Genomic DNA, 25,510 nt, shown 5'->3' on the forward strand with positions numbered 1-25,510 from the left:
GAGTAATTGCTATACTTTCAATTTTATTCTGATGATACAACTTCCAAATGAGGTTAGAAAAGAACGCCGAAAAAATTAGTCGAGGTTTCAGGATATACACAGACCTTTCGTTTATTAGAATTACGACACGTTCCCTATTATTTGATGTTATTTTTGCTTGATTTATTTTTTTAAAAAAGTATTGACACTGAAAATATGACCATGTTATTATTAAATATTTGATAAAAAAATCGATATGTGGTAACCTTAAGAAGGTTACCATTTATGGAGGTGGATTATATGTTTCAAATTGGCGATAACGTTTTTTATCCAATGCACGGAGCAGGTATAATTGAAGCCATAGAAGAAAAAGAATTCTTAGGGGAAAAACAACAGTATTATGTCATAAAAATGTCAATCAGTAATATGCAAGTTATGATTCCAACGTGTAAAATATCGAGTTTACGTATACGACCAGTTACTGATATACTTGCATTAAAACATATTATACACATTTTTCAGCATGGAGAATCAGATAAATTACTGCCGTGGAAACAAAGGTTTAAAGTAAACACGAACAAAATAAAAACGGGTGAAATACAAGAAAGCGCTGAAGTTGTACGTGATTTAATGCGTATGAAGAAAGAAAAAGCACTTAATGCAAGTGAAAAAAAAATGTTGGATCATGCATATAAATTTTTGATTAGTGAACTGGAAGTCATTAAAGGAATCACTGAAAATCAAATAAAAAGTTTCTGTTAAGTTAATGATAGATCATGTATTGCAGTCTAAAAAATATTCTTCAGGAATATTATAATTAAAAGTAAATCATTTCAAAGGTGTTTAACTTCTTCAACTGCTTTTAGAACATTAACCTCTTTTGTTATTCCTACAAACTAATTCATTTTTATTATTTCACTTTCTTCTACGAACATTTGAAATTTTATTTAATCCTGATTCACACTGGCACAAGGAGCCGTAAGGATTGAAGAAGTGATTAATTACAAAAAAAACAATCAATCTCATCTGAGTTTAATCATTTCTTATATCCGCTGCAACAGTGAATAGTAATTGTTTATCCATCTAAATATATGGTCAACGATAAAAAGGATGATCCTTTTTGTTTACTCATGGTATTAATTGGATATTCATGAATTTCATCTGATGTGGTGGATTCAAAAGGAAAGAGAGTATCAGAATTTATTTTATGGTGCTTCGTCTAGCGTGACCCTTTGGGCGGATGGTACACGACACATTTGTTGGCTATTTTTTTGATTTCGCAAATGTTTTTTGAATAGGTTCCAAATAACGCTACCAAGCATTTGGAACAAGAAAAGATCTTAGCTGATTGATAATGGTTTGTAGGAGTTTAGATCGTGAAGACTTGTACTTAAATTAACGGGCTGATAATGTAGTTGTGTATTCAAAAAGAAAAGAAAAGAAAAATAAATTATTTATATATATTCCGCATATTGTCAATCCAGTATGTTATACTGTAAACAAACCTTTGAAGCTTTAAATCTTTTTCTATTACCTTCTGCCATCACCCTGCTCGAACGTTGAGTAGGGTTTTTTATTGGAATTATTCAGAGAACATAAAAAAACAGGCCCTATATGAGCCTGTTTTTTTAAACGATTTAAGATTAAGCACCTTTTTGAACGTTAGCAGCTTGAGCTCCACGAGGACCTTGCTCAACGTCAAACGTTACTTTTTGACCTTCGTCTAAAGATTTGAATCCATCAGTTTGGATTGCAGAGAAGTGTACGAATACATCGTCTCCATTTTCACGTTCGATAAAGCCAAAACCTTTTTCTGCATTAAACCATTTAACTGTACCTTGTTCCATTTTTGTTGCCTCCTAGTGCGTTACACACATTGTATTACTATCCTTGCCCAAAGTATCATCAAGACGAAAAGTCAATATTCATACTATCCTTTACACCGAACAAAAATAATTCCTCTTCATCATATCACGAAACGGAAATAATTGCAATTTTATATTATTATTTTATTCAAAACGTGCGGATACCAGTGCAGAAGCGGTAAGTATAGATTTTATAACATGTCTAAGAAGACCTATCAATCACTATGATTTGAAAACACAGTGAAATTCTTTGATGAACAGTAATTCATGATTGATTGTTAAAAACTTCTATAAACAGCTCAGCTGTTTCTTGTTTCAGTGCAAGATATTCTTTTAAATACAGGCTGTTCACTGGTAAGTCTTTATTTCTGCAGATGTTTCTAAATGGTCACTCATCATATAAGAAGCTCATAAAATCCTTTTCCTTCATTACCACTTTTGAAATCATTCTTACATTTCCAATAATTTCACAGAGGAATGGGAAAGATACTTATTATATATACAGCAGTTGGGACATCAAAGGCAAAAAACGTTTTCTATACTTAGATTAAGATCATTAGGGAAGGGGGAACTTTAAAAAATGCAAGAACAAAACCTAAGGACTTTGAGAAAACTGGTTACTCCTTATGAAAAGTCCGATTTACAAAAAAGTATTTGTCAAATCATTAACACATTGGTACCATTTTTTCTGTTATGGTGTTTGGCATATAAGTACTTGTCGATTTCTTATTTCCTTACATTAGCGATTTCTGTCGTTGCGGCGGGTTTTTTAGTGAGAACCTTCATCATCTTTCATGATTGCTGTCACTACTCCTTTTTTAAGAACAGAAAGGCGAATCGAATCCTTGGAACAATAACAGGAATTTTAACTCTGCATTCTCTTGATCATTGGGCACACGACCATTCTGTCCACCATGCAACAAGCAGCAACCTGGACAAACGCGGTACAGGCGATATTTGGGTACTGACCGTTGAAGAATATAAGGAAGCCTCAACTAAGACAAAAATAATGTACCGTTTGTACAGAAATCCGGTTGTTATGTTTATTATTGGACCGATTTACGTCTTCGGGGTTACCAATCGTTTTAATCGTAAAGGGGCAAAACGCAAAGAACGGATGAATACGTATGTAACGAACCTGGGGATCGTCGCTTTGGCAGCACTTTTATGTTGGACTATTGGCTGGCAAAACTTCTTGCTAGTGCAGGTTCCAATTTTTATGATATCAGGATCCCTTGGAATTTGGATGTTTTATATTCAGCATACGTTTGAGGATTCTTATTTTGAAGAAGATGAGCATTGGGAATATGTAAAAGCAGCAGTTGAAGGAAGTTCTTTTTATAAGCTTCCAAAAGTCTTGCAATGGCTAACAGGCAATATCGGTTTCCATCATGTTCATCATTTAAGTCCGAGAATTCCAAACTATAAGCTTGAAAAAGTGCATAACAACACTGAACCATTGCAAAATGTTCCGACCATTACACTGGCAACAAGCCTTAAGTCGTTAAAGTTCCGCCTATGGGATGAAGAAGGCAAACAATTTGTTGGTTTTAGCCACTTAAAAAAGGTTTCTAAAAGCCAAGTATCAGCACGGCTAAGAACGGATTAAATATACTCTCTATAATGTGATAAGGGGCCGTGTATCTTGCAGAATAAAAGTGCAGACTCGCGCAACGGTTTTGTGCAGAGGTCAGCACTTTTTTATTGCCATTTGCAGACTCCACAATATCAAAGATGATGTAGCACTAATGCTTTGTTAGAAAACCCCTTTTGAAATTATAGATTACATGTTTATTTAGTTTGAGCACTGGCACTGAAAAATCTTTACGGTTTTTTCTCAAGAGTAAACTGAGTATCACAGCTCTTATTCCCTTGTCTCCACTCTAGATAAACTGTTATTGTATGCCCTTCTAATTGTGATAACTCTGTAAATGATAAAAATGAAACTGATTCTTCATTCAGGTCACCATTTTTAGTAGTGCCTCCGGAATAATCTTTCATAGGTATTTCAATTTTAGAATCAAGTTCGATTTCATCATCAATTTTGATAACCAATTGTTTTAAGTAAGTTTTTTCAATATTTTTCTTACTTCCAATCCAATATAAATCTCCGCTATATTTTGAATGATCATCATGTTTTTTAAAAATTACTTCCCAATTCTGACCCTTACTCTTCCCTTCCCATTCAGGGATATCCTCCGAACGACTATAATCAAATAATTTAAAGGCTCCGAATATCACTAAAGTGACTAGTAAAATACTTCCTATAAAAATGATCGGGTATTTGTAGTGTTCTTCCATTGAAGCAGCCTCCAAAAAATGTTGATTTTTTCTTTAATAGGAAATATCGTTTAATAATATCACATTTTTTGTTTGCTGTGACTTCAAAAAATTAATGAAACTGAGGTTTTAGTTTTGAATGACTCGTGTTTTTTCACGACAATTCATCTCCACCATGAGAAAAATCCGGTTAGCAATAACAGATATAGAAGACGAAAAGCGGGCATAGATCTCACGCCCCAACCACAATCGCATTAGAAAATGACATAACAATTGCACAACGTTTATGGCATACATCAATTTAAACAACAAAATATTGGAATAATGATTAATTTTCTTTTTTTCATAAACTCTCTTTTCCTTATTAACAACAGAGGACAACTGACAGATTAATGATCTATTAACCTATTTATCTTTTTTGTCATATACAAACAATCAGGTATTTTGGTTTTTTACGCCCCACTCACATAATCCTTCCAAAACCGGTAATAAAGTTTCACCTTTATCTGTGAGACTGTACTCAACTTTAGGGGGAATTTGAGGATATTCCTTACGTTTCACGAGACCATCCGCTTCCAATTCTTTTAGATGTGAACTCAATGTTTTATATGTAATATCTCCTATCTGTCTTTTTAGTTCATTAAAGCGAATTGGTTGGTTTTCTGCTAGAAGGTAAATAATAACCATCTTCCATTTTCCTCCTATAACTGACATTGTATAACCAAAAGGCGTATCTTGAATATTTTTAATTTTCCCTTTATATTCAGCCATACCCATAATTACACTATCCTTTCAGGTAGCACCTATCAAAAAAGTGCGTACTACTATTTTAGTTGCGTTCAGTTTATACTAACCATACTTTAAAGTAAAGGAGAGAAAAACATGACTAAAACAATACGGCTTTTAATGCCACAATGGCAAGGTGGAAACAATCCTAACTACTCATTTGGAGCCGAACTGCTTGCTTGGCTAGCTCCAGACAATGACCATCCCCTTATTAAGGTTCCAGTTCAAACTTATGATGGAACCCCACTTGAAAACGAGAACGGTATGAATGGGAGAAAACAATTGCTTGAACAATTAAAATCTGCTCATCATATAATTGATGCTCATAAGCCAGATCGCATTGTCGTGTTTGGCGGTGACTGCTTAGTCGAACAAGCCCCTTTTGCCTATTTAAACGAACGATACGATGGAGAGTTAGGTTTAATTTGGATCGATGCTCACAGTGATTTAGTCAGATATGTCGGGTATGATAATGGACATACATTACCTCTCGGAAATCTTTTAGGTGAAGGAGATGAGGAGTTCACAAAACATGTGAAAATCCCACTTAAACCTGAAAATGTCTTTATCGCGGGATTAGTAGTTCCTACAGAACAAGAAACGAAAGTGATGTCAGAAGAGTTTCAAAGACTAGGTATCGCTCCGGTAGAACAAGACACCGAAGTGATTCAAAGACTAGGTATTAAAACCGCTGGAACTAAAGAATTAATAAACAGTACTGGATCTATAAAAGAGTGGCTTAACGAAAGCAACATTAAGCACCTAGCTATTCACCTTGATTTAGACGTACTTGACCCACAGACATTTCGTTCTATATTATTTGCCAACCCTGAAGTACCTGTAAATTATTCTCCTGAGGGAACAATGCAAATACCTCAACTGATTCATCTGATTGAAGAACTATCTGAAGAAACAGATATAGTTGGCTTAGGAATAACCGAGCACTTACCATGGGATTCTATTTATTTAAAAAATTTGCTTGATAAGATACCTATTTTAAATAAATAAAACTCTTAAACATTATAATAGAGTTGAGTCCCGACCTTTACATGGTTTCCGAATTCACATATTGCCGTTTTCATAAGACGATGTAAATTGCATGGAACGTCTAGACACTAGCTTCCGTGGAGAATGACGATTAAAGTCTACGAATAATTTATAGCCTAACAAAAAATGGAGCTGTCTAAAAAGTCCTTTAATAAATTAAGGGGAATTGTGAGACTCCTGCGGAAACAGCGAGCCAGGCGAGACCCATAGGAGCAAGGAACGAGCTCCGAGGAGACTCGCGGATCGCCCGCGGAAAGCGAGCAAATTCCCCAATTTTTATTCATCCACACGACTTTCAGGACAGCCTCATCTCTGGTACATTGCCAAAGGGGCTGAACCTTGAGGGGATATTCACTTATTGGACCCTCAACCGTTATTTATATTATGTATTGCGTGTTTTTTCACCATTTTGTATTAGGGCACAAAATGGGCACTGTAATTAACCAAATATTAATAGACTTCTTGGCTTTAAAACGTTATGTCAAATAAACTCTTCTGCTCTAATTTAAAGACAGTTGTTTTGTCTTTTGATTTATCGTTCCACTCTATTTTTACCTCTAATTGATGATCTTTAATATCTTCTTCTGGCATATAGCTAAAAGTTGAAATATGATCAGGTTTTTCCCCACCATCTTTAAAAGAAATAGATCTTGATGACATTCAAAGAATTAGTTACAATAATTACTGTTGTTCACATGGTCGATTTAAAGTTTTTTTGTTTGTTGTTTTTAAAATGTTTTTTTGATAAATAATTTCATTTTAAGAAAAAAGAGTTTACTTTTAAAACGGCCAGTTCATGAAAAAAGGAGAAGAAGATGCGAAAAATCATTTATGTTTTATTAATAGTCACAGCAGTTTTGGGATTAAGTGCTTGCGGTAAAAACACAGCAGATGACTTGCAATCTAAAAAGTGGAATGTGGTTTCTACAAATGGCGAATCATTTACAGCTGAATTCAGTAAAAATAAATTTACTATCAAGTTGGGGAGTCTTTCTAAAGGGTTTACCTATAAAATCAACAAAGATGAAATTAGTTTAGAGGAAGATGGGGAAAAGCCCCTTGTATTTGAAATTGAACAAGATGGCGATGAGTATAACTTCAAAGCGACTACTAAAGCTATTAAAGATGAATATGGAGACTTGACGTTATCACCAAGTAAAGAATAAATGAAAAGTCGGGGAAAAACTCAGTTTTTTTATCAAATTTAAAGCAGGCGTTTGCCTGCTTTACTTTTTAATCCCTTATGATCTCCTGTGAAAAATCGGTTTGTACTTTCAGTTTCCATTATGTTACCTTCTACATTTGGTGCTTTTCTTACTTGATCACCATCTTGTTTCTTTTGTACAGCAACAGCAGTATTGCTCTGATCTTCAACCCTATTCTGTGAATCATTCAACTGAATTCTTTCACCAAATTCTTTTAGGTCAGGTTGGTCAGTTTCACTTTTTATATCCTGTAATACAGGCGAATATCTCGAATTATTATTCTCTTTAGTCGTATCAATATTAGAACTCGGATTCTCATCTGTTATCTTTTCATCATTATTTCCTTGTTTTTTGGATAAATTGTTTTGTTGATCTGTCTTCAATAAGTTTTGAGGTTGCCTATTTAATGCCTTCTTATCATTTAAAACATTGGAACTTTGGTGTTTTTGTGGAGTTCTTTCGGCTAGGTTCTCAGTACCCTAACCCGAGAAGGCTGACAATAAGAACCTTTCTAAATCAGTCCAAATCGTCAACCTTTTTTTAATTAATAGAAGCTAAAATAAGCTCTACATGGAATACTTCCTACAAGATATCTAGTGTGACAAAGTTTGCTTTATTATTCATTAAAACCATCGATATCAAAATTATTTAAATCAAGGTTCAAGCTTTTCAGTTGTTTCAACAACACTTCAGGTTTTAAGCTATCACCATTTCTTAATTCCTCTGGAATATCTTCAGGGGTTGGAATTTTCATTCCATCCTCAATCCATTGTTTGCGATACAATTGAAATGCAGCCTCGATTAAATGATCTGGAGTGACAATATAGCCTAATCTCACATCATGATCTTCACTGTAGCCAAACTCAAAATCACAACATGGACAAACATCAAAAGTTTGTTGGTACTCACCCTTATACAAAAGATTTTCTGTTAACCCTTTATACCCGCACACTATACATCTATAAAGTTTATTCCCCACAATTAATCCCTCTTTTCTCTCACTTTTTTTATTTATTGGTTCTTATAATAATCATAACCCTTTTGTTTATTTGGGTGTTTTGGCTTGAAATAAGTCATAATTACATCCCTACCTTCTTGTCGTTCGACTGATAAGAATTCATTGGTCTTTTTATTATATTTATAGTATCGGTATTTACCATTAAATTTTTTCTTACTTCTTTTTGTAAGCACTGTTTTGCTAGTGGCTTTTCCTAAAAAAGTTCGTGCTTTCAAATATTGAGATTTAGAAATATTACCAAGTTCTTTTTTGTGAGTATCACAGTAAAAAGAAAGAACTGAAAGATTAGTTAGACGACTTACTTTAAGTTAGTGGGCATTTTTGGGCACTGACCAAAACGAAAATTTGAGTATACACAAAATCCCAAGGGCACTCAAACCCTTGGGATTACTAGTATGCGGCCGAGAGGACTTGAACCTCCACGGGTTATTCACCCACTAGGCCCTCAATAAATTGAAAACTTATTATCTGTTACAAAAGCTTGTTTTCATTGCACTCTTTTCTTTACATTACTCACAATTTGTTTGTTTTTCATTATTTATGGAGTAAAAATGGAGTAAGTTTTTTATTGGATAAGTAGTTGCAAGAAGCAAGTATAGGCTTTTCAGACCGTTGAAATTTCACTTTATTGTTCTGTTGAGAAGGCTGACAATAAGAACCTTTCTAAATCCAAATCGCCAACCTTTTTTAAATCAATGAAAGCTAAAACGAGCCCCTACATAGAAAAACTTCCTACAGGGTTATCTAATGTGAAAATTAGGGTTTGCTTTATTATTCATTAAAACCATCGATATCAAAATTATTTAAATTAAGGTTCAAGCTTTTCAGTTGTTTCAACAACACTTCAGGTTTTAAGCTATCACCATTTCTTAATTCCTCTGGAATATTTTCAGGGGTTTGAATTTTCATTCCAGCCTCAATCCATTGTTTGCGATACAATTGAAATGCAGCCTCAATTAAATGATCTGGAGTGACAATATAGCCTAACCTCACATCATGATCTTCACTATAACCAAACTCAAAATTACAACATGGACAAATATCATATGATCCTATATTGTATTCATCATATGGTGGTTCATCTAACCCATTAAAACCACAAACAGGACAAGTATAACTTCTCATTTAAGCACCTCTTGATTTTTATTGTTCTTTAAAATACGCCTTACCTCTTTTAGGTTTAAAAAATGTCTTTATGACATCATTTTTAGTCATTGAAAGAAAATCATTTGTTTTTGTATTGTACTTTAAAATATCTCCATTTTTGCGTTTTTTAGTAAGTATATGTTTTCCTGTAGTTCCTGCTAGAGCTTGAGCCTTTTTTAAATATTTACTTTTAGATATATTTCCATATTCACGCTTGTGTTTTTTGTAATGTTCATCAAATAAATCGGCATTTCTAAATTTTAATTTCTTTAAATCTTTCGCAGTAGCTTTCTTTCCATATTTTTTAGTAGCTTTTTTCACGGCAGTTTTACCGAATTTTTTCATTGCATATTTTATACCATATCTAGCTACATGTATAGCAATAATAATCACTGGATACCATGATGCTTGTAATTGGGTAGTATTTACTTCAAACTCTTCTCCTGTTTCGACATCTTTCAATGTAGCAGTGAAATCATCCCCATCAACTTCATGTAGTTGAACTTCAAATTCTTTTTGTGGTAATTCTCCTGATTCATTCTCTGCTTCTGCAGTAACTACCATGTCACCAGTTTCTAAATCTAATTCTAATTCCCCGTCAACAGATAAGTCATCTGTTGCAATATCAGTTTCAACAGTTGCTTTATCACCATCGATTTCGGAATTTATCTCAACATTATTTCCATCAACAGTTTCACCAAATATCTCTTCTGTTTCAGAGTTTATTTCCTCATTATCAATTACTTCTTCATTTGTGGATTCAAGCTGCGTTGTTGAAGCTGAAGTAACATCAGTCCCTAAGCTATAGAATACAAAAATGGCTACCAAAAAGCTAACGAAATATTTCAAATTAATCTTTCCTCCTATGTACTAGTTATATTGAATTAACCCATAACCATATTCTTTATCAGGGCCTTTCTTCCCCAAATCTTTTGCTGTGTTCTTTAAAGCCTTTAAGACATCTTCCCTTTCAAATTCTGGATTTTCAGATAGGATATTTGATACCACACCAGTTACATAAGCTGTTGCAAAAGATGTTCCATTAACGGTTTTTAATTCACCTTTAGGCGTAAAAACAGGAATTTGAACCCCCGGTGCGACAAAGTCTATCTTACCTTTTGCAGCTAATGGATCTCTCTTTAATTTTTTATCAATAGAAGAAATAGATATAACATTTTGATATCTTGCTGGATAATCAGTTGAAAGACCCAATGTATTGCCAGCAGAAGCAATTACTAAAATGTCGTTCTCAATTGCTTTGTTAATAGCATTTTTTAATCTATGATCATCTTTTTGAAATCCAAAGCTGAGATTAATTATGTCAACGTCCTGCTTAATGCTCCAATTAATTCCATCAACTACATCATTAACATCACCACCCCCTTTATCGTTAAGTACCTTAACATCGAACAATTTTACTTTGGGGGCTACTCCTTGAACTGTATGCTTATTTGGGGGAGCCATAATAATACTAGCTACGGCTGTACCATGACCTAAAGAATCCGTGGTGGTAGGTTTATTGGTTATAGCATCATATGTAGTTATTGAACTCTTCTTAAAAATCGGCAGAGAGTGGCTAACCCCGCTATCCAATAATGCTACCTTTATAGGGTCATGAGAAGAATAAAGTTTGGTTTTTCCATTCGGAGAAATAGAGCAAAGTGCCCAATTTTTTTGGCAATCACTTTTTGAAAGAGTAATTTCCTTGTAGTTATTTGAACATCCTACTAGTAATAAAAACAAAACTAATATCAAATTAAAAATAACATTTTTCATCTAACAACCTCTTTTTTTACCGCTTCAACCTGTTATTATATGCACAAGGAAATATTACTTTATTCTTATTCAAAAGTAAATATTAAATTTTTATTTTTTTAAAACGTTTTCTTAGATAAATAATAAGAAGATTGATAACGTAAGGTATAAGATAGAGAACGATTTATTTGACTTTATAAGAGATACACAGATATAAATTCTATTTTATGACAAGTCTATAGAATATGAATATTACAGTAAACAGAAAGAACTGAAAGATTAGTTAGACGACTTACTTTAAGTTAGTGGGCATTTTTGGGCACTGACCAAAACGAAAATTTGAGTATACACAAAATCCCAAGGGCACTCAAACCCTTGGGATTACTAATATGCGGCCGAGAGGACTTGAACCTCCACGGGTTATTCACCCACTAGGCCCTCAATACAGTAAAAGCTTATTATCTATTACAAAACCCCGTTATTTCAAGCATTTGAAATTACTGATTACATGTTTTTTCACCATTTTGTATTTGTTTTGGGCACAAAATGGGCACTGTGTTTAACCAAATATTAATAGACTTCTTGGCTTTAAAACGTTATGTCAAATAAACTCTTCTGCTCTAATTTAAAGACAGTTGTTTTGTCTTTTGATTTATCGTTCCACTCTATTTTTACCTCTAATTGATGATCTTTAATATCTTCTTCTAGCATATAGCTAAAAGTTGAAATATGATCAGGTTCTTCCCCACCATCTTTAAAATGTTCTCCTGTATATTCTGAAAGATTGTATGGACCATTCTCTTCATATACTTCCCCATCAACTATCAATTTAATGTTTTTAACCGTAATTTTTTTCTTATTATTTTCACTGCCTTGCCAATATAAATTAAGAAAATAGTTCGGTCCAATAGATGTTTTTTCTGATTTTTCAATTGATACTCTCCAATTATCATCTTTACTTGTACCTTTATAAAGATCTTTTTGGTCGTAGATTGCATAAAAAACAACAAAAATGAGAGCTAAAATGACTATCGGAATCAATATTATGGTCCACTTTCTTTTTTTCACAAACTTCACCCCTATATTTTTTCCAAAAATATAATATTCTGATTCCCCAATATGAATCCCATCTTCAATAAGATTTTCTCTCCACAAGTTTAAAGGAGGTCGATTAAAAGAATATTTGAGCTATGGATTGTGTAAACATGTCCAGATAATTTTTATTATAAACATATCATTTAATTTTTTCTAATTTATCTGCAGATTGTCAACTCATGTGGATCTTTCCAATCAAAATGTCTATTCGTGAAAAATCCATTCCGCAATAATACCTATTTAGTAAACTTTAAAACATGGTTTAAAATTACATAACAATTACGATTAGGACAAGCTTCTATAAAAACCACAATTGATGTTTACGGACACCTTTTCTCAAACAAACAAAGGGAAACTGCCGACCGTTTAGACGACTTACTTTAAGTAACTCGAGTAAAAGTGGAGTATAAACATAAAATAATCGATTAAATAACTAAATCCCAATGGGGTTAGAAAAATGGGCACTATGTGGGCACAAAAAACAAAATAACTGACAATACACCGAGGGACTTGAACCCTTGGTATCTCTGGTACACTGCCAAAGGAGCTAAGGGGATATTCACTATTGGACCGATCCTCAATACAGTAAAAGGTTATTATCTATTACAAAATCCCGTCATTTCAAGCATTTATTAGATATCGAAGAAGAATTTTTATTTAAAGCCTTTTACACAACAAGTTACTTAACAGGTATGCGTTGCGGTGAAATGCTTGCTTTAAACTGGACAGACTTGGATAAATTCAGAAGAGAAATCAATGTTTATAAATCATTGTCTTTTAACAAAGGTGAATATAAGATTACGACACCAAAAACAAAAAACTCTATTCGCAGGATTAGTGTTAATCCAAAGTTAATTAGCCTATTAGATCAATGGAAAGAAAAACAAAGGAAGTTGTTCGAACAACTTAATATTCAGTATTCAGAAAACATTTATATATTTCAATATAAAGACCTGCCTCCTTCAAAAGATGTATTTAGTAGACGTATTAAAAAAATTTGTGAGAGAGGTTCCATTAAACCAATCAGATTACACGATTTAAGGCACTCTCATGTCGCTTTACTGATACATCAGAAGGAAGATTATGCAACCATAAAAGAACGTTTAGGGCACGCTTCTATAAAAACCACAATTGATGTTTACGGACACCTTTTCCCAAACAAACAAAGGGTAATGGCTGACCGTTTAGACGACTTACTTTAAGTAACTGGAGTAAAAGTGGAGTAAAAAAATAAAATAATCGAACAAATAACAAAATCCCAAGGGCAACCCTTGGGATTACTAGTATGCGGCCGAGAGGACTTGAACCTCCACGGGTTATTCACCCACTAGGCCCTCAACCTAGCGCGTCTGCCATTCCGCCACGACCGCGTATAAGATTTTAAAATGCGGGTGAAGGGACTCGAACCCCCACGTCGTAAGACACTAGATCCTAAGTCTAGCGCGTCTGCCAATTCCGCCACACCCGCATATAACATGGTGAGCCATGAAGGACTCGAACCTTCGACCCTCTGATTAAAAGTCAGATGCTCTACCAACTGAGCTAATGGCTCAAGATTAAATGACACCTTTAGATTTAACCTAACGTAACGACGTCCACATCTCAGAAAGCTTTTTCAAGATGTCTCTCGATGTGTACGCTGAAGCAAATTCTCCGAAGCGTATTCGGTCGTGCTCTACCAACTGAGCTAATGGCTCAAGATTAAATGACACCTTTAGATTTAACCTAACGTAACGACGTCCACATCTCAGAAAGCTTTTTCAAGATGTCTCTCGATGTGTACACTGAAGCAAATTCTCCGAAGCGTATTCGGTCGTGCTCTACCAACTGAGCTAATGGCTCAAGATTAAATGACACCTTTAGATTTAATCTAAACGTAACGACGTCCACATCTCAGAAAGCTTTTTCAAGATGTCTCTCGATGTGTACGCTGAAGCAAATTCTCCGAAGCATATTCGGTCGTGCTCTACCAACTGAGCTAATGGCTCAAAATAAAAAATAAAATGGCTGGGCTAGCTGGATTCGAACCAACGCATGACGGAGTCAAAGTCCGTTGCCTTACCGCTTGGCTATAGCCCAACAAATCTATGAAATGACCCGTACGGGATTCGAACCCGTGTTACCGCCGTGAAAGGGCGGTGTCTTAACCGCTTGACCAACGGGCCTTATGTTTCATTTCTTATGGCGGAGAAGGAGGGATTTGAACCCTCGCGCCGCTTACACGACCTACACCCTTAGCAGGGGCGCCTCTTCAGCCACTTGAGTACTTCTCCATTGGCTCCACAGGCAGGATTCGAACCTGCGACCGATCGGTTAACAGCCGATAGCTCTACCACTGAGCTACTGTGGAATAAATCAGACTTTCTTTATTATAAATTCAGCGACAAAATGTGTCAAGGACAATTTGTTTGAATGATATTATTGCGACGGCTTTTATAATTTATCATAGACAAGCTGTATCCGTCAACCCTTTTTTACAATTTCTTTTATTTTTCCGCCGCATTTCCCACAAACATAGCGATTTATATCCATAGCACGCTTTCTTAAAAATGATTGGCCACATTCTTTACATTCATATGTTCTCGTTTTTCGTGTCGTTTTTTTCATAGTCGGCAATGGTGTACAAAATCTCGGCGCTCCGACTTTCTTTAAGAGGGCTCTAAAATCCTGATCCCGATGTTGATAACCTTTACCTTCTAAATGAAGATGGTAATGACAAAGTTCATGTTTAATAATACCTTCAAGTTCTTTTTGACCATATTCTGTTAAATATTTCTTATTGAGCTCGATATGATGGGAATGAAGTAAATATCTTCCTCCTGTTGTTTTAAGTCGTTGATTAAAGTATGCCTTATGTTGAAAAGGCTTATGAAAATATTGCAAGGACAGCTGCTGTGTCAGTTTTTGTAGTTGTTGATCGTCCATTAGTGAATTCACCTCTCTTTTGAAAAAAACCGAACGGGACAATTTCTAGTCCGCATAAACTTAAATATATCAGAGCCTCAGGAGGGATAAACAATGCCAAATTGGCTCAAAAACCAAATGCAAAAAGCTTTTTATGAAAAAAATCATGACCAAATTAAACTGTTGAACCAATGTTGGTATTTTTACAGAAAAAAACACTGCTTATGAGCAGTGCTATTTTTCTTTCATCATTGATAAAGCAACCCTTCCTTTAGCCGTATCTACATGCTCCACCCAAACTGTTACAATATCGCCGACTGATACAACATCAAGTGGATGTTTGACAAAGGTATGACTGAGTTTAGAAATATGAACCAGCCCATCTTGCTTGACTCCAATATCCACAAATGCACCAAAATCAACTACATTTCGTACAGTGCCCTGCAGCTCCATGCCTTCTTTTAAATCTTCCAATTGAAGCACATCGGTTTTCAAGAGGGGTTTTGGCACTTCATCCCTTGGATCACGTTCAGGTCTTGTTAGCTGTCCGCAAATGTCCTTTAGTGTGATTTCGCCTATTCCGAGTTGTTCAGCGGTTTCAGTATGATTCAGTTCTTTAATTTTTGTTTTTAGTTCGGACGAACCAATTTGATCTGTTGAAAGACCAAGATTCTTTAAGAGCTCTCTTGTTTCTTTATAGCTTTCCGGATGGATTCCTGTTCTATCAAGCGCTTCGTCACCATCTGGCACTCGTAAAAACCCGATGCATTGTTCATATGTTTTTGCACCTAACCGCGGGATATTTTTTAGTTCTTTCCTAGTTGTGAATTTCCCAATTTCTTCGCGCTTGTTCACGATGTTAGTAGCGACTGCTTTGGATAGTCCTGCTACATATTGTAATAGTGCAGCTGAGGCTGTATTTACATTGACACCGACTTGGTTGACGACCATTTCAACTACAAATCGCAGAGAGTCGTTTAATTTTTTTTGGCTGACATCGTGCTGATATTGACCGACACCAACTGATTTAGGATCGATTTTGACAAGTTCGGCTAACGGATCTTGAAGGCGCCGCGCAATCGACACTGCACTTCGTTCTTCAACCTGTAACTCGGGAAACTCTTCCCTTGCCAGCTCTGAAGCAGAATAGACACTTGCCCCAGCCTCATTAACAATTAAATAGTAGACTTGCCGATCAATTTTTTTTAATAATTCGGCAATAAATTGTTCCGTTTCTCTCGAAGCGGTTCCGTTTCCGATCGCAATCACTTCAATACCGAATTTTTCAATGATATTTTGCACTTTTTCACTTGCCGCATGTTTCTTATTGACTGGCGGGTGTGGATAAATCACATCAATTTTCAGCACTTTTCCAGTTTCATCAACAACTGCCAGTTTACAGCCCGTTCGAAATGCTGGATCCACACCTAGAACAAGCTTTCCTTTCATCGGCGGCTGAAGCAACAGCTTGCGTAAATTTTCGGCAAAAATGTGAATGGCCTGATCTTCCGCTTTTTCTGTCAGCTCTTTTCTAATCTCCCGTTCAATCGATGGCTGGATCAGACGTTTAAAGCTATCTTCGATCACGCTGATCAAAACGTCTTTTGCTGTTGTTTGTTTATGTTTTAATATCTGCTTCTCTAAATAACCGAGAATATGTTCCACAGGCGGTTCAACAGACACTTTTAAAATCTCGTCTTTTTCACCACGATTGACAGCAAGTACACGGTGAGGGACAATTTTTAGAATGGGTTCTTCATATTCGTAATACATCTCATATAATTTCTTGTCATCCGCTTCAATATTTTTGACTACCGATTTTAACGTTCCTTTTTTAAACGTTTCCTGTCGAATCCATCTTCTAAATTCCGGTTCATCAGAGATTCGTTCAGCAAGAATATGTTTTGCACCTTCAAGTGCTTCTTCAGCACTGAAAACTTCTTTTTCTTCATTTATGTATTGTTGGGCTTCAGCAAAGATTTCCCTGTTTTGCGGAAGTGTGATGATATAGTCAGCCAATGGCTCAAGCCCTTTGCTTTTAGCAATTGTTGCTTTCGTTTTTCTTTTTTGCTTATATGGACGGTATAAGTCTTCAATTTCTTGCAGTTTTTCCGCTTTTTCAATTTTCAGCTTTAAGTCGTCTGTCAGCTTATCTTGCTCCGCAATTAAGCGAATCACTTCGTCTTTTCGCTGATTCAAATGCTGAATGTATCCCCATCTTTCAGAAATTGTTTGAATTTGCACTTCATCCATCGAACCTGTTTGTTCTTTACGATATCTCGCAATAAACGGTACGGTATTTCCGCCTTCTAACAACTGAATTACATTTTCGACATGTTTGGATGTCAGTCCGGTTTCCTTAGCAATTTGCTTGACGATCAATGCCAAATTATCCATGATAGCCTCCATATAGATGTTCTTTCTTAAGTGTACCAAAAACCTATACCAAACTGAACAGTTTAACAAAACTGCCCAATGATATAGGTTAAATCGTCATTACCATGTGTAGTGTACATTTCTAGTTTCTGTGAAATCGTCTCTGGAGAATGATGTTTCAGTTCATGTCGAAGAGCAGGAACCGACAGTCCATCTGAATAGATCATGAACTTTGATCCCTGTTGATAAGAATAGGTGAATGTTTTTTTAGTAGTATGCGGTTTTCCTGATAAATATCCTTTGGTCGGAATTGGAGAAAAGAATTGATCTGAAGGATGATATAAAATAAAGCGAATATTTCCAACAGAAGTGTAGGTTAATGTCTTTGTTTTAAAATCCGCTTTTAAAATAGCTACGGTCGCACCCCGTTTATGTTTCATAGCTTGGTTACAGCGTTCCATTAAGTTTTGGATATCATCATCACGGTACTTTTCGATCATTTGGCTTATTGTTGAAGAAGATTCGTGAGCCAGATCACCGCTCCCAAGTCCATCAGCTACACTACATATCATACCATTATTAGTTGTATGAAAATAAAAACTGTCTCCGCATATCCTTTTCCCTTCTTTAGGTATTTGATAAACGAGAGCACGGATATACCGGTTTGCTTCGGTCCAGATCATGATTTCAACTCCATAAAAGGATCTTCCGCTAATGCTTCCCTCAATCGTTTTACAGCTTTGCGCTGAAGTCTTGATACATGCATTTGTGATATTCCTAGTAGTTCGCCGGCTTCTTTTTGACTTTTGTTTTGAATATAAGTCAGATCGAGTATTTGTCTTTCACGGTCTGACAGGACATCTAACACACTGTCAAGCATCAGCTTTTGATTTACTTTTTCATAACCTTGTTCTTGGGTGCCAACCATATCAAGGATCGTGACTGTACTCCCATCTGTGTCTGCTTCAATGCTGTGATCGACAGATAAAGCATGATAGCTTTTTACCATTTCCATTGTTTCTAGTACATCTTCTTCAGTTACATTTAAGAATTCAGCAATTTCATCGACCCGTGGGGATCGTTGTGTTTTTGCGGTTAAATGATCAACCGCCGATTTGATCTTCGGTCCTAATTCCTTAATTCTTCTCGGGACATGTACACTCCATGTTTTGTCGCGGAGAAACCGCTTGATTTCCCCAATAATCGTTGGAATGGCAAAGGCTTCGAATGATTTCCCCATCTCAGGATCATAGCGTTTCAACGCACCGAGTAAACCAAGCATTCCGACCTGTTGTAAATCTTCATGGAAGTTCTTTCCTTTAGAATATTTATTTGCTAACTTTTCCACTAAATTCGTATAATGCTGGACGAGAGTCAGTTGGGCGTTTTCATTCTGGTCGTTCTGGTATTCTTTAATGAGCCGGGCTACGTCATCTTTAGTAAGCTTTATATTTTTGGACGGTTGTGTCATCATCAACTCGCTCCCTGTTTAAGAACTTAATCATTGATACAGTTACACCTGGGTCAATTTGTACGTTGACTTCATCCATAAGCGTTTCAATTAAATATAACCCGAGCCCTCCTTCTGTTAATTGATCTGCCGTATACTTTGAGGAGTATGGACCGATGTTCTTCTGTTCTTTTTCAATATCAAAACTTTGACCCTGATCAGTGACAGTGATTTCTAGACGATCTTCAAACATACCAAATTTCACGGAAAATTCGCCATTTTTGTCTGCTCGATAAGCATGCTGCACAGCATTTGTACAGGCCTCACTGACAGAAATTTTCAAGTCTTCAATATCATCGTAAGAATACCCCATTTTACTTGCTATTCCAGATAGTGTCAAACGAATAATTCCTACATATTCGGGTTTAGCAGGTGACTTCATTTCAATGTGATCAGCTATTCGCTTCATGATAATTCACCCTCAGACTTTCCAAAAATATCGATGATATTTTTTAAACCTGTGATATCAAATAATCGGAGTAAACGGTCAGACAGATTCCTAAGCACTAAAGACCCTCCTGTTTTGTTTACCGTTTTATAAATCCCTACAAACACACCTAATCCTGTACTGTCCATATATGAAACGTCCTCAAGACAAACCTCTAGACACTTTCCCTCCTCCGCAAATTCCATTAAAGAATCGCGCAATAACGGAGCGGATTGCACATCTATTTCTCCTGCTACTTTCATTTTTACTACATGATCATATTCTTTTGTACCGATTTTCAAGTTCAACAGTATCACCTCAGGTTTCCATTCTAGCTATTGTTTCAATACCCCTCAAAAAAAAGCTCTAAACCTTTCTTTTCAAAATAATAAGGGTAAAATCATCATGGAGCTTAAAGTCTTGCAGTTTGAGCAAACTTTCATAGATGTTTTCAACCATTTGTTGTGCTGGTTCTGACATATGTAAGGCAATTAATTTTTTTAAGTCTGACCGTTCCAAAAACCCGCTATCTTTTCTACTTTCGGTCACACCATCAGAAAAAAGAATAATCATATCACCAACATGTAGCTTTTGTTCGTATTGTTTATAGTCATAATCAGATGAAATCCCGAGAACGAGACCTTTCGCCAGTAAATCGTAGAATTTACGTTCGCTAGAGCAGTAATAAAAGCCTGGTTCATGACCGGCAGAGGCAAACTTGAATAGGTGATGTTGCAGATGATAATTTCCATAAAACATCGTAATAAACATATTTGCATCAACATTTTGTTCCACTACTCGATTTAGGCTTCTCAGTACCTTTGAAGGATGTGCGCCAGAGTCCGGTAAAGAATCCATCGCATATTTGATCATTGACATACATAAAGCCGCTGGAATCCCTTTTCCAATCACATCAGCAATAGCAATATTGATCGAGTCCTGATCACGAACAAAATGATAGTAGTCACCGCTCATTTGCTTTGCCGGGACACTTATAGCCCCAATGTCGAGCGTTTTATCCTTCGGTATTGTTGTCTCAAGCAGTGTTTGCTGGACATTTGCAGCAATCTCAATTTCTGATTTGATTTCCTGCTGAATGCCTCTTAATGTTTGATGTTCTTGATAAGCAAGACCATACCCAATCATCACTTCAATTAAAAAATCAAGCGAGTGGAACACTTGAATTGGCAAATCTGGATACAACTCAGACAAAACCTTTCGATGGATACTGATGATCTCTTCTGGCGGCACTTGCTGCTCAATTGTTTTTCTGCTGAATTTTTGTCCTTGATATAAAGATGTCTCAGTTAATTCAGATAAATAACGGCTAAGTAGTTGTTGATAACGTTGCGTGATCATTTCCTTGAACTCCATTCGTTCCCTCCTACTAAAGCCACTTTACGGCCTTGATCTTCGTTCCATTTTCTGCATCTGAATGTAATTCAAATTGGTCCATTAAACGCTTTACTCCTGGAAGACCGGCCCCTAATCCACCCGATGTTGAAAAGCCATCTTCCATCACTTTGCGGATGTCGGCTATACCCGGGCCATGATCCTCTGCAATGATATTCAGCCCCTTTTTCGCTTTTTCTTGGACCTCTTCAATGCATATTTGACCTTCTCCAGCATATAGGTAAATATTTCGGGCCAGTTCAGAAATAGCTGTCGTAATTCTTGCTTGATCTACTGTACCAAATCCAAGTTCTTTGGCAATGTTTCGCCCAAGTTGTCTGGCAGCTACAATATCCCATTCTGTCAAAATCTTTACACAGGACCGGTCTTTCATGACTATTCCCCCAATTCACGCTGCAATGTCTCAAGCCCTTTTTCAAGATCAATTGCTGTTGACATGTCTGCTAATGAAACACCGAGTTCAATTAATGTCACCGCAACAGATGGTTGTATACCTGTCAGGACCATTTTAGCCCCGAGCAGTTTTGACATTGTCATCACATCGCTTAACACTTTAGCAATAAAAGAATCGATGATATCTACTGATGTCAGATCGATGACCACTCCGCTCGAACCTGTTTCATAGATCTTATTGAGCAAATCTTCTTGAAATTGGAGCGCTGTTTGGTCATCAAGTTCTACTTGGATAGATACGAGCAGGTAATGACCAAGTTTCAAAATTGGAACTTTAGGTGTCCTCACCACTATTCCCCCAACGAAACAATTTTTCTATTTGTCATTTCTAATGCGGTTTCAATTCCTCTTTGCAACGTATTTTTTGTCACCACTTGTGTTAAATCAATGCCTAGATTGACAATGGTTTGTGCAATTTCGGGCCGAATGCCGACAAGCAGACATTTTGCGCCAACAAGTCTAACAGCTTCAGAAGCTTGAATAATGTGATGAGCAACCATTGTATCGACAACAGGTACACCTGTGATATCGATTAAGACCACTTCAGAACGATGTTTCACTACTCCGTTGAGGAGGTTCTCCATCATTTTTTTGGCACGTTCAGTATCAATTGTCCCGACAAGTGGCATGACCGATATGTTTTCAAAAACCGGAATGAGTGGTGCTGAAAGCTCTTGTAAAGCAACTTTTTGCAATGCAACGGTTTTTTCCCAAGAAACAGCATATTGATGAAGGATCTCGCTGTTAATCGGATCAATAAACTGATCAATTTGCCAAATCAAATCGCTGCACCGATCATCTTCAGTATGGTTGTCTATTTCATGATAAAGATGTTTCCAAAATGCCGATAAACTAGATGACAAAAGTTTAAAGGAAACACCGATTTGGACCGATTTTGAAGAAAATTTGCCAATAGCGGCCGCTTTTTCAGTTTCAATTTTTGAATCATTCATTAAAAGCTCAAGATAATCCCGGCTCATCATTTGATATATCTGATCGTTTAAAGATTCCCTATTATCCAGGTTTTTTAAAATGTCTGCCCAATGTTCAGCTAGTTCATCTTGGTGTTCCATGATATAGTTTAAAATCACATCATTCGACACATTGATCCCCCTATGACGAAAACAATAAAATTTTTCTTCAATATCACCATTATATCGTGGGGTTTTTTGGAACACAAAAAAAGTTGCTCTTTCCTCTGTGAGCAACTTCTTTTCCCTTATTAAAAATCAATAAGTGCCAAACTAATTTGTAAGGCTTCATCAACCTTTTCCATCATCTCATCATCAAGATGAGTGATTTTGTCCGTTAGTCTTTGCTTATCGATCGTTCGAATCTGTTCCAGCAATATAACGGAATCTCTTTCAAAACCATAGCGTTTCGCATCAATTTCGACGTGGGTAGGTAATTTTGCTTTCTGTATTTGGGCTGTTATGGCTGCAACAATAGCAGTTGGGCTGAAGCGATTGCCGATGTTGTTTTGAATCACTAAAACCGGGCGCACCCCGCCTTGTTCTGAGCCAACAACAGGAGATAGATCAGCAAAATAAACATCGCCGCGTTTCACAATCAAATGATTATCCTCCGCTTACTAAGCGCTCTACGGTGTTTTCAGCCTCAAATTCTGCAAATTGCGCCTCAGAAGAGATGTTTAAATTGATTTTGGCCATCTCCATATAGCCGCGTCTCATCGATTCCCGTATTTGTCGATTTTTGCGTTCGCGCAAGTACATTTTTGTAGCTTGATAAATCAGCTCATTCCTACTTCCGTTATCTTGCATGACAACACCATCAAGTTCAGATATTAATGCTTCTGGCAACCGAATCATTATTTCAGTTGTAGCGCTGGATTCAGACAAAAACATACACCTCCACCAAACTTACGAATACTACTTTATTCATTCCATGTTAATCATATCATTATTCTTTTCGTAAGCAAAGCTGTTTTTCTACTCATTCTTTATCATTTGGTAAAATCGGATTCCTTACTCCAATTATACGCTCATTTTCTAAAAACATACGGGGGACACGAGAACTTATCATACACGTAATTTCGTAATTAATCGTTTGCAGTCTTTCTGCTATTTCGTCGACTGAGATCGATTCGTCTTTTTGTTTTCCAATCAAAGTGACTTTTGTGCCAACAGGATACTCTTGATCAAGAGCAATCATAAACTGATCCATGCAAATTCGCCCGGCCATTTTTTGCCGTTTGCCGTCAATCAGCACTTCACTACCGGCAAGCTTGCGCATCCATCCATCCGCATACCCGACAGGTACAGTTCCAATCCATTGATCATGCTCTGCCGTATATGTAGCTCCATAACTGACACTTTCACCTTTTTCAATTTTTTTGACATGAGCAAGTTCAGTTTGCAGTGAAAACACTTCCTGTAATGGAAATGGGAGCTCGTCTTTTATTTCTGGTGAAGGAGACAAACCGTACATACCGATCCCGAAACGGACCGCATTAAAAAGCTGTTCCTTGAACCGCAATCCTGCAGCACTATTTGATGAATGGACCATCAAACGGTCAAGCGGGAGAGGTTTAATCAGTTTTTTAAACCGTTCAAGTTGCATACGGAAATAGTCCGTCTCCTTTTCATCTGCTGTCGCAAAATGGGTGAACACGCCTCTGCAGTTTATTTTACCACTCGCTTTGGCCAACTCCATAATCTCTTTTATTTCTTCTTCTGTTCGACATCCGATCCGTCCCATGCCGGTATCGATTTTGAGATGGACATCAAGAGCGGTCTCGTCATCACTAAGGAAACCAAGTGATTCTTTTACCCAGCCCACTGAATAAGCCGTAACCGTAATCCGATATTCGGCTGCAATATGGGCGTATTCAGGTGGGACTGCACCAAGCACAAGGATCGGTGCTTTAATCCCTTGTCCTCTTAATGAGATTGCTTCATCTAAGAAAGCTACAGCAAGAATGGACGCTCCTTCTGCCAATGCCGCCTTAGCGACTTGAGCATCTCCATGTCCATAAGCATTTGCTTTCACAACTGCCATCAGGTGAACATCCTCGCCAATATGCTGTTTCATATGACGCACATTGTCTTTTAAAGCTGTCAAATCGATTTCTGCCCAAGTTTTTCTGTAAAATGGTTTTAATCTCATGCTGACACTTCCTATTCAATTGTTTCAAATCATCCTTTTTATCATACTAAAAATGTTGTTAAAAAGAAATTTTGTACAGATCGATTTAAAACACATTTTACGAAGAAATGGTTCAAAACATACACCGGATTATAAAAAAGTAAAAATGGTTTTTGAAGCGAAAGTCTAGTAGCGGTCGGATTGAAGAATATTTTTTTGATTTTGCCAAAATATATATAGGGAATTCCAAAACAAATCAATCAGTTTACGAATTCCGAAATCTAATAACATCATTTTCTAGTAAACTCCTCAATAAACGAAGTGATCAAGAGGGAACTAGTAAAAATGCAAATCGCAGTGAAATTTCCACGAATGACTTAACGTGAAAAAGGGCGTCCAATCAGTCGATTTTTCGACGATTGGACAGCCCCACCTGAATGGCCATATTTACTTGGATGACTGACCTTGCATACTTTTGGCAACCATTAGAAGTTCATTTTGTGAAAGATCTTCTGAAGAGAGGAGATAGTCAACTCCATCGTATGTCCAAGACAGTGATTTTTCTTGAAGAACACCGACTGTGAATCCGAGGTTAACCGGCTCACCACTCATGGAAACAGAAGCTGATGTTTTGGCGACTCGAGCTTTTTCCTGAATTAATGTAAATGTTTTTTCGCCGCCATATGTGATGACAATCCTTTTGCCGTCATCTGTTGTCATTTCCTTCTCTTCTAGCTTCTTCACACCTTGCGGAAGGTCAAGAGGCGTTTTCACCGCAAAGGATTCTGACGGTTCAGCACTTGTCGTCACATCGATTTGCGATAGTGTCATATTTTTCTTTTCATCAAACGAGCTTTTATCTAAAGGTTTATCAAATTCAAAACTTTTGAATTCTACTGTGACCATCGCTTTTCGATCCGTATCCATCACTTTCACTGATGAAGGGGTCAGGTTTTTCTTGTTAAATACAATTTCTTGTGTCGGTAACATTTGATTATGCTGATAGTTCGTTTTTCGTTTCAAACAAATACTTTGAATCCTTTGTTGAAAAGTTAGCTTCCACCATCATTTTTAATATCCTTTACAAGTGATTCAAATAAGTATACTTTGGCTGCTGTTGTTAGGCCAATCACTATGAAAACGGAA

The 25,510-nt window shown here is 36.5% G+C and carries 29 protein-coding genes, 7 tRNA genes and 3 pseudogenes; 7 read left to right on the plus strand and 32 right to left on the minus strand.

The window, feature by feature from the left end:
• Positions 1–279: 279 nt before the first annotated feature.
• Positions 280–741: a CarD family transcriptional regulator gene (locus tag HOO54_RS00280; RefSeq protein ID WP_172291982.1), complete on the plus strand. Its 462-nt coding sequence runs from the start codon at positions 280–282 to the stop codon at positions 739–741.
• 881 nt (positions 742–1,622) lie between these two features.
• Here the strand turns inward: HOO54_RS00280 and cspC are convergent.
• Positions 1,623–1,826 (minus strand): cold shock protein CspC, encoded by a 204-nt coding sequence (gene cspC, locus HOO54_RS00285; RefSeq protein ID WP_172291924.1) that lies wholly within the window; start codon positions 1,824–1,826, stop codon positions 1,623–1,625.
• Positions 1,827–2,424: 598 nt separating this feature from the next.
• Between cspC and desA the strand changes: the two genes are divergently transcribed.
• The gene (gene desA, locus HOO54_RS00290; RefSeq protein WP_172291926.1) at positions 2,425–3,453 is read left to right on the plus strand and encodes a Delta(5) desaturase DesA; all 1,029 of its coding nucleotides are present in this window, start codon (positions 2,425–2,427) and stop codon (positions 3,451–3,453) included.
• Positions 3,454–3,668: 215 nt separating this feature from the next.
• On the opposite strand, the gene HOO54_RS00295 is transcribed toward desA, so the two are convergent.
• Together HOO54_RS00295 and HOO54_RS00300 are read right to left on the minus strand one after the other, a co-directional pair.
• Positions 3,669–4,145, minus strand: coding sequence for a DUF4944 domain-containing protein (locus tag HOO54_RS00295; protein WP_172291928.1), 477 nt, complete (start codon positions 4,143–4,145; stop codon positions 3,669–3,671).
• A gap of 414 nt (positions 4,146–4,559) precedes the next feature.
• Positions 4,560–4,901 (minus strand): winged helix-turn-helix transcriptional regulator, encoded by a 342-nt coding sequence (locus HOO54_RS00300; RefSeq protein WP_172291930.1) that lies wholly within the window; start codon positions 4,899–4,901, stop codon positions 4,560–4,562.
• 105 nt (positions 4,902–5,006) lie between these two features.
• On the opposite strand from HOO54_RS00300, the gene HOO54_RS00305 reads away from it, so the two are divergent.
• Entirely contained in the window at positions 5,007–5,918 is a 912-nt protein-coding gene (locus HOO54_RS00305; RefSeq protein WP_172291932.1) for an arginase family protein, read from the plus strand.
• 507 nt (positions 5,919–6,425) lie between these two features.
• Here the strand turns inward: HOO54_RS00305 and HOO54_RS25010 are convergent.
• A complete protein-coding gene (locus HOO54_RS25010) occupies positions 6,426–6,617 on the minus strand; it encodes a DUF4944 domain-containing protein (protein WP_172291934.1) in 192 nt (63 codons plus the stop codon).
• 155 nt (positions 6,618–6,772) lie between these two features.
• On the opposite strand from HOO54_RS25010, the gene HOO54_RS00315 reads away from it, so the two are divergent.
• Positions 6,773–7,123, plus strand: coding sequence for a lipoprotein (locus HOO54_RS00315; RefSeq protein ID WP_172291936.1), 351 nt, complete (start codon positions 6,773–6,775; stop codon positions 7,121–7,123).
• Positions 7,124–7,161: 38 nt separating this feature from the next.
• On the opposite strand, the gene HOO54_RS00320 is transcribed toward HOO54_RS00315, so the two are convergent.
• The 7 genes and pseudogenes from HOO54_RS00320 to HOO54_RS00345 form a co-directional block, all read right to left on the minus strand.
• On the minus strand, positions 7,162–7,545 hold the full coding sequence (locus HOO54_RS00320; protein ID WP_172291938.1) for a hypothetical protein: 384 nt from the start codon (positions 7,543–7,545) through the stop codon (positions 7,162–7,164).
• A gap of 233 nt (positions 7,546–7,778) precedes the next feature.
• Positions 7,779–8,141, minus strand: a complete 363-nt coding sequence (locus HOO54_RS00325) for a hypothetical protein (protein WP_172291940.1) — start codon at positions 8,139–8,141, stop codon at positions 7,779–7,781.
• Between the two features lie 32 nt (positions 8,142–8,173).
• Positions 8,174–8,437 (minus strand): annotated as a pseudogene (locus tag HOO54_RS23775) (SAR2788 family putative toxin); the annotation flags it as partial.
• A 514-nt stretch (positions 8,438–8,951) separates the two neighbouring features.
• Positions 8,952–9,305, minus strand: a complete 354-nt coding sequence (locus HOO54_RS00330; RefSeq protein WP_172291942.1) for a hypothetical protein — start codon at positions 9,303–9,305, stop codon at positions 8,952–8,954.
• 18 nt (positions 9,306–9,323) lie between these two features.
• Positions 9,324–10,175 carry an SAR2788 family putative toxin gene (locus HOO54_RS00335; protein ID WP_172291944.1) on the minus strand — a complete coding sequence of 284 codons (852 nt, stop codon included), beginning with the start codon at positions 10,173–10,175 and terminating at the stop codon, positions 9,324–9,326.
• Between the two features lie 21 nt (positions 10,176–10,196).
• A complete protein-coding gene (locus HOO54_RS00340) occupies positions 10,197–11,102 on the minus strand; it encodes a S8 family peptidase (protein WP_172291946.1) in 906 nt (301 codons plus the stop codon).
• Between the two features lie 567 nt (positions 11,103–11,669).
• Positions 11,670–12,149, minus strand: coding sequence for a DUF4944 domain-containing protein (locus HOO54_RS00345; RefSeq protein WP_172291948.1), 480 nt, complete (start codon positions 12,147–12,149; stop codon positions 11,670–11,672).
• Positions 12,150–12,458: 309 nt separating this feature from the next.
• Here HOO54_RS00345 and HOO54_RS23925 point away from each other — a divergent pair.
• Positions 12,459–12,560 (plus strand): annotated as a pseudogene (locus tag HOO54_RS23925) (hypothetical protein); the annotation flags it as partial.
• Between the two features lie 254 nt (positions 12,561–12,814).
• Entirely contained in the window at positions 12,815–13,378 is a 564-nt protein-coding gene (locus HOO54_RS00350) for a site-specific integrase (RefSeq protein WP_375335793.1), read from the plus strand.
• Between the two features lie 84 nt (positions 13,379–13,462).
• Here HOO54_RS00350 and HOO54_RS00355 read toward each other — a convergent pair.
• The 8 genes from HOO54_RS00355 to HOO54_RS00390 form a co-directional block, all read right to left on the minus strand.
• A tRNA-Leu gene (locus tag HOO54_RS00355) sits at positions 13,463–13,546 on the minus strand.
• A 16-nt stretch (positions 13,547–13,562) separates the two neighbouring features.
• Positions 13,563–13,644: transfer RNA gene (locus HOO54_RS00360), tRNA-Leu, on the minus strand.
• Positions 13,645–13,652: 8 nt separating this feature from the next.
• Positions 13,653–13,728: transfer RNA gene (locus HOO54_RS00365), tRNA-Lys, on the minus strand.
• A 452-nt stretch (positions 13,729–14,180) separates the two neighbouring features.
• Positions 14,181–14,255: transfer RNA gene (locus HOO54_RS00370), tRNA-Gln, on the minus strand.
• A gap of 14 nt (positions 14,256–14,269) precedes the next feature.
• Positions 14,270–14,341: transfer RNA gene (locus tag HOO54_RS00375), tRNA-Glu, on the minus strand.
• Positions 14,342–14,358: 17 nt separating this feature from the next.
• A tRNA-Ser gene (locus HOO54_RS00380) sits at positions 14,359–14,449 on the minus strand.
• Between the two features lie 2 nt (positions 14,450–14,451).
• A tRNA-Asn gene (locus tag HOO54_RS00385) sits at positions 14,452–14,526 on the minus strand.
• A gap of 113 nt (positions 14,527–14,639) precedes the next feature.
• Positions 14,640–15,101 carry a SprT family protein gene (locus HOO54_RS00390; RefSeq protein ID WP_172291950.1) on the minus strand — a complete coding sequence of 154 codons (462 nt, stop codon included), beginning with the start codon at positions 15,099–15,101 and terminating at the stop codon, positions 14,640–14,642.
• A 93-nt stretch (positions 15,102–15,194) separates the two neighbouring features.
• On the opposite strand from HOO54_RS00390, the gene cmpA reads away from it, so the two are divergent.
• Positions 15,195–15,308: a cortex morphogenetic protein CmpA gene (gene cmpA / locus HOO54_RS00395; protein ID WP_172291952.1), complete on the plus strand. Its 114-nt coding sequence runs from the start codon at positions 15,195–15,197 to the stop codon at positions 15,306–15,308.
• Between the two features lie 6 nt (positions 15,309–15,314).
• Here the strand turns inward: cmpA and HOO54_RS00400 are convergent, their stop codons facing one another.
• The 13 genes and pseudogenes from HOO54_RS00400 to HOO54_RS00460 form a co-directional block, all read right to left on the minus strand.
• Positions 15,315–17,477 carry a Tex family protein gene (locus tag HOO54_RS00400; protein WP_172291954.1) on the minus strand — a complete coding sequence of 721 codons (2,163 nt, stop codon included), beginning with the start codon at positions 17,475–17,477 and terminating at the stop codon, positions 15,315–15,317.
• A 62-nt stretch (positions 17,478–17,539) separates the two neighbouring features.
• Complete coding sequence (locus tag HOO54_RS00405; protein ID WP_172291956.1) at positions 17,540–18,139, minus strand: PP2C family serine/threonine-protein phosphatase; 600 nt, start codon at positions 18,137–18,139, stop codon at positions 17,540–17,542.
• Positions 18,136–18,927, minus strand: coding sequence for an RNA polymerase sigma factor SigB (gene sigB, locus HOO54_RS00410; RefSeq protein WP_172291986.1), 792 nt, complete (start codon positions 18,925–18,927; stop codon positions 18,136–18,138). The genes HOO54_RS00405 and sigB overlap by 4 nt, the downstream gene beginning before the upstream one ends.
• Positions 18,893–19,375 (minus strand): anti-sigma B factor RsbW, encoded by a 483-nt coding sequence (gene rsbW, locus HOO54_RS00415; protein WP_172291958.1) that lies wholly within the window; start codon positions 19,373–19,375, stop codon positions 18,893–18,895. The genes sigB and rsbW overlap by 35 nt, the downstream gene beginning before the upstream one ends.
• A complete protein-coding gene (locus HOO54_RS00420) occupies positions 19,372–19,701 on the minus strand; it encodes an anti-sigma factor antagonist (RefSeq protein ID WP_172291960.1) in 330 nt (109 codons plus the stop codon). The genes rsbW and HOO54_RS00420 overlap by 4 nt, the downstream gene beginning before the upstream one ends.
• A gap of 58 nt (positions 19,702–19,759) precedes the next feature.
• Positions 19,760–20,767, minus strand: a complete 1,008-nt coding sequence (locus HOO54_RS00425) for a PP2C family protein-serine/threonine phosphatase (protein ID WP_172291962.1) — start codon at positions 20,765–20,767, stop codon at positions 19,760–19,762.
• A 13-nt stretch (positions 20,768–20,780) separates the two neighbouring features.
• Positions 20,781–21,179 (minus strand): anti-sigma regulatory factor, encoded by a 399-nt coding sequence (locus HOO54_RS00430; RefSeq protein WP_172291964.1) that lies wholly within the window; start codon positions 21,177–21,179, stop codon positions 20,781–20,783.
• Positions 21,180–21,181: 2 nt separating this feature from the next.
• The gene (locus tag HOO54_RS00435; RefSeq protein WP_172291966.1) at positions 21,182–21,547 is read right to left on the minus strand and encodes an STAS domain-containing protein; all 366 of its coding nucleotides are present in this window, start codon (positions 21,545–21,547) and stop codon (positions 21,182–21,184) included.
• Positions 21,548–21,549: 2 nt separating this feature from the next.
• Positions 21,550–22,362, minus strand: a complete 813-nt coding sequence (locus HOO54_RS00440; RefSeq protein WP_309244850.1) for an STAS domain-containing protein — start codon at positions 22,360–22,362, stop codon at positions 21,550–21,552.
• A gap of 119 nt (positions 22,363–22,481) precedes the next feature.
• Entirely contained in the window at positions 22,482–22,832 is a 351-nt protein-coding gene (gene ndoA / locus HOO54_RS00445; protein ID WP_172291968.1) for a type II toxin-antitoxin system endoribonuclease NdoA, read from the minus strand.
• Positions 22,833–22,836: 4 nt separating this feature from the next.
• A complete protein-coding gene (locus HOO54_RS00450) occupies positions 22,837–23,118 on the minus strand; it encodes a CopG family ribbon-helix-helix protein (RefSeq protein ID WP_172291970.1) in 282 nt (93 codons plus the stop codon).
• Positions 23,119–23,212: 94 nt separating this feature from the next.
• Positions 23,213–24,385, minus strand: a complete 1,173-nt coding sequence (gene alr, locus HOO54_RS00455) for an alanine racemase (protein WP_172291972.1) — start codon at positions 24,383–24,385, stop codon at positions 23,213–23,215.
• Between the two features lie 426 nt (positions 24,386–24,811).
• Positions 24,812–25,510 (minus strand): annotated as a pseudogene (locus HOO54_RS00460) (outer membrane lipoprotein carrier protein LolA); the annotation flags it as partial.

Source organism: Bacillus sp. WMMC1349 (assembly GCF_013155385.1).
GTDB lineage: Bacteria > Bacillota > Bacilli > Bacillales > Bacillaceae > Bacillus.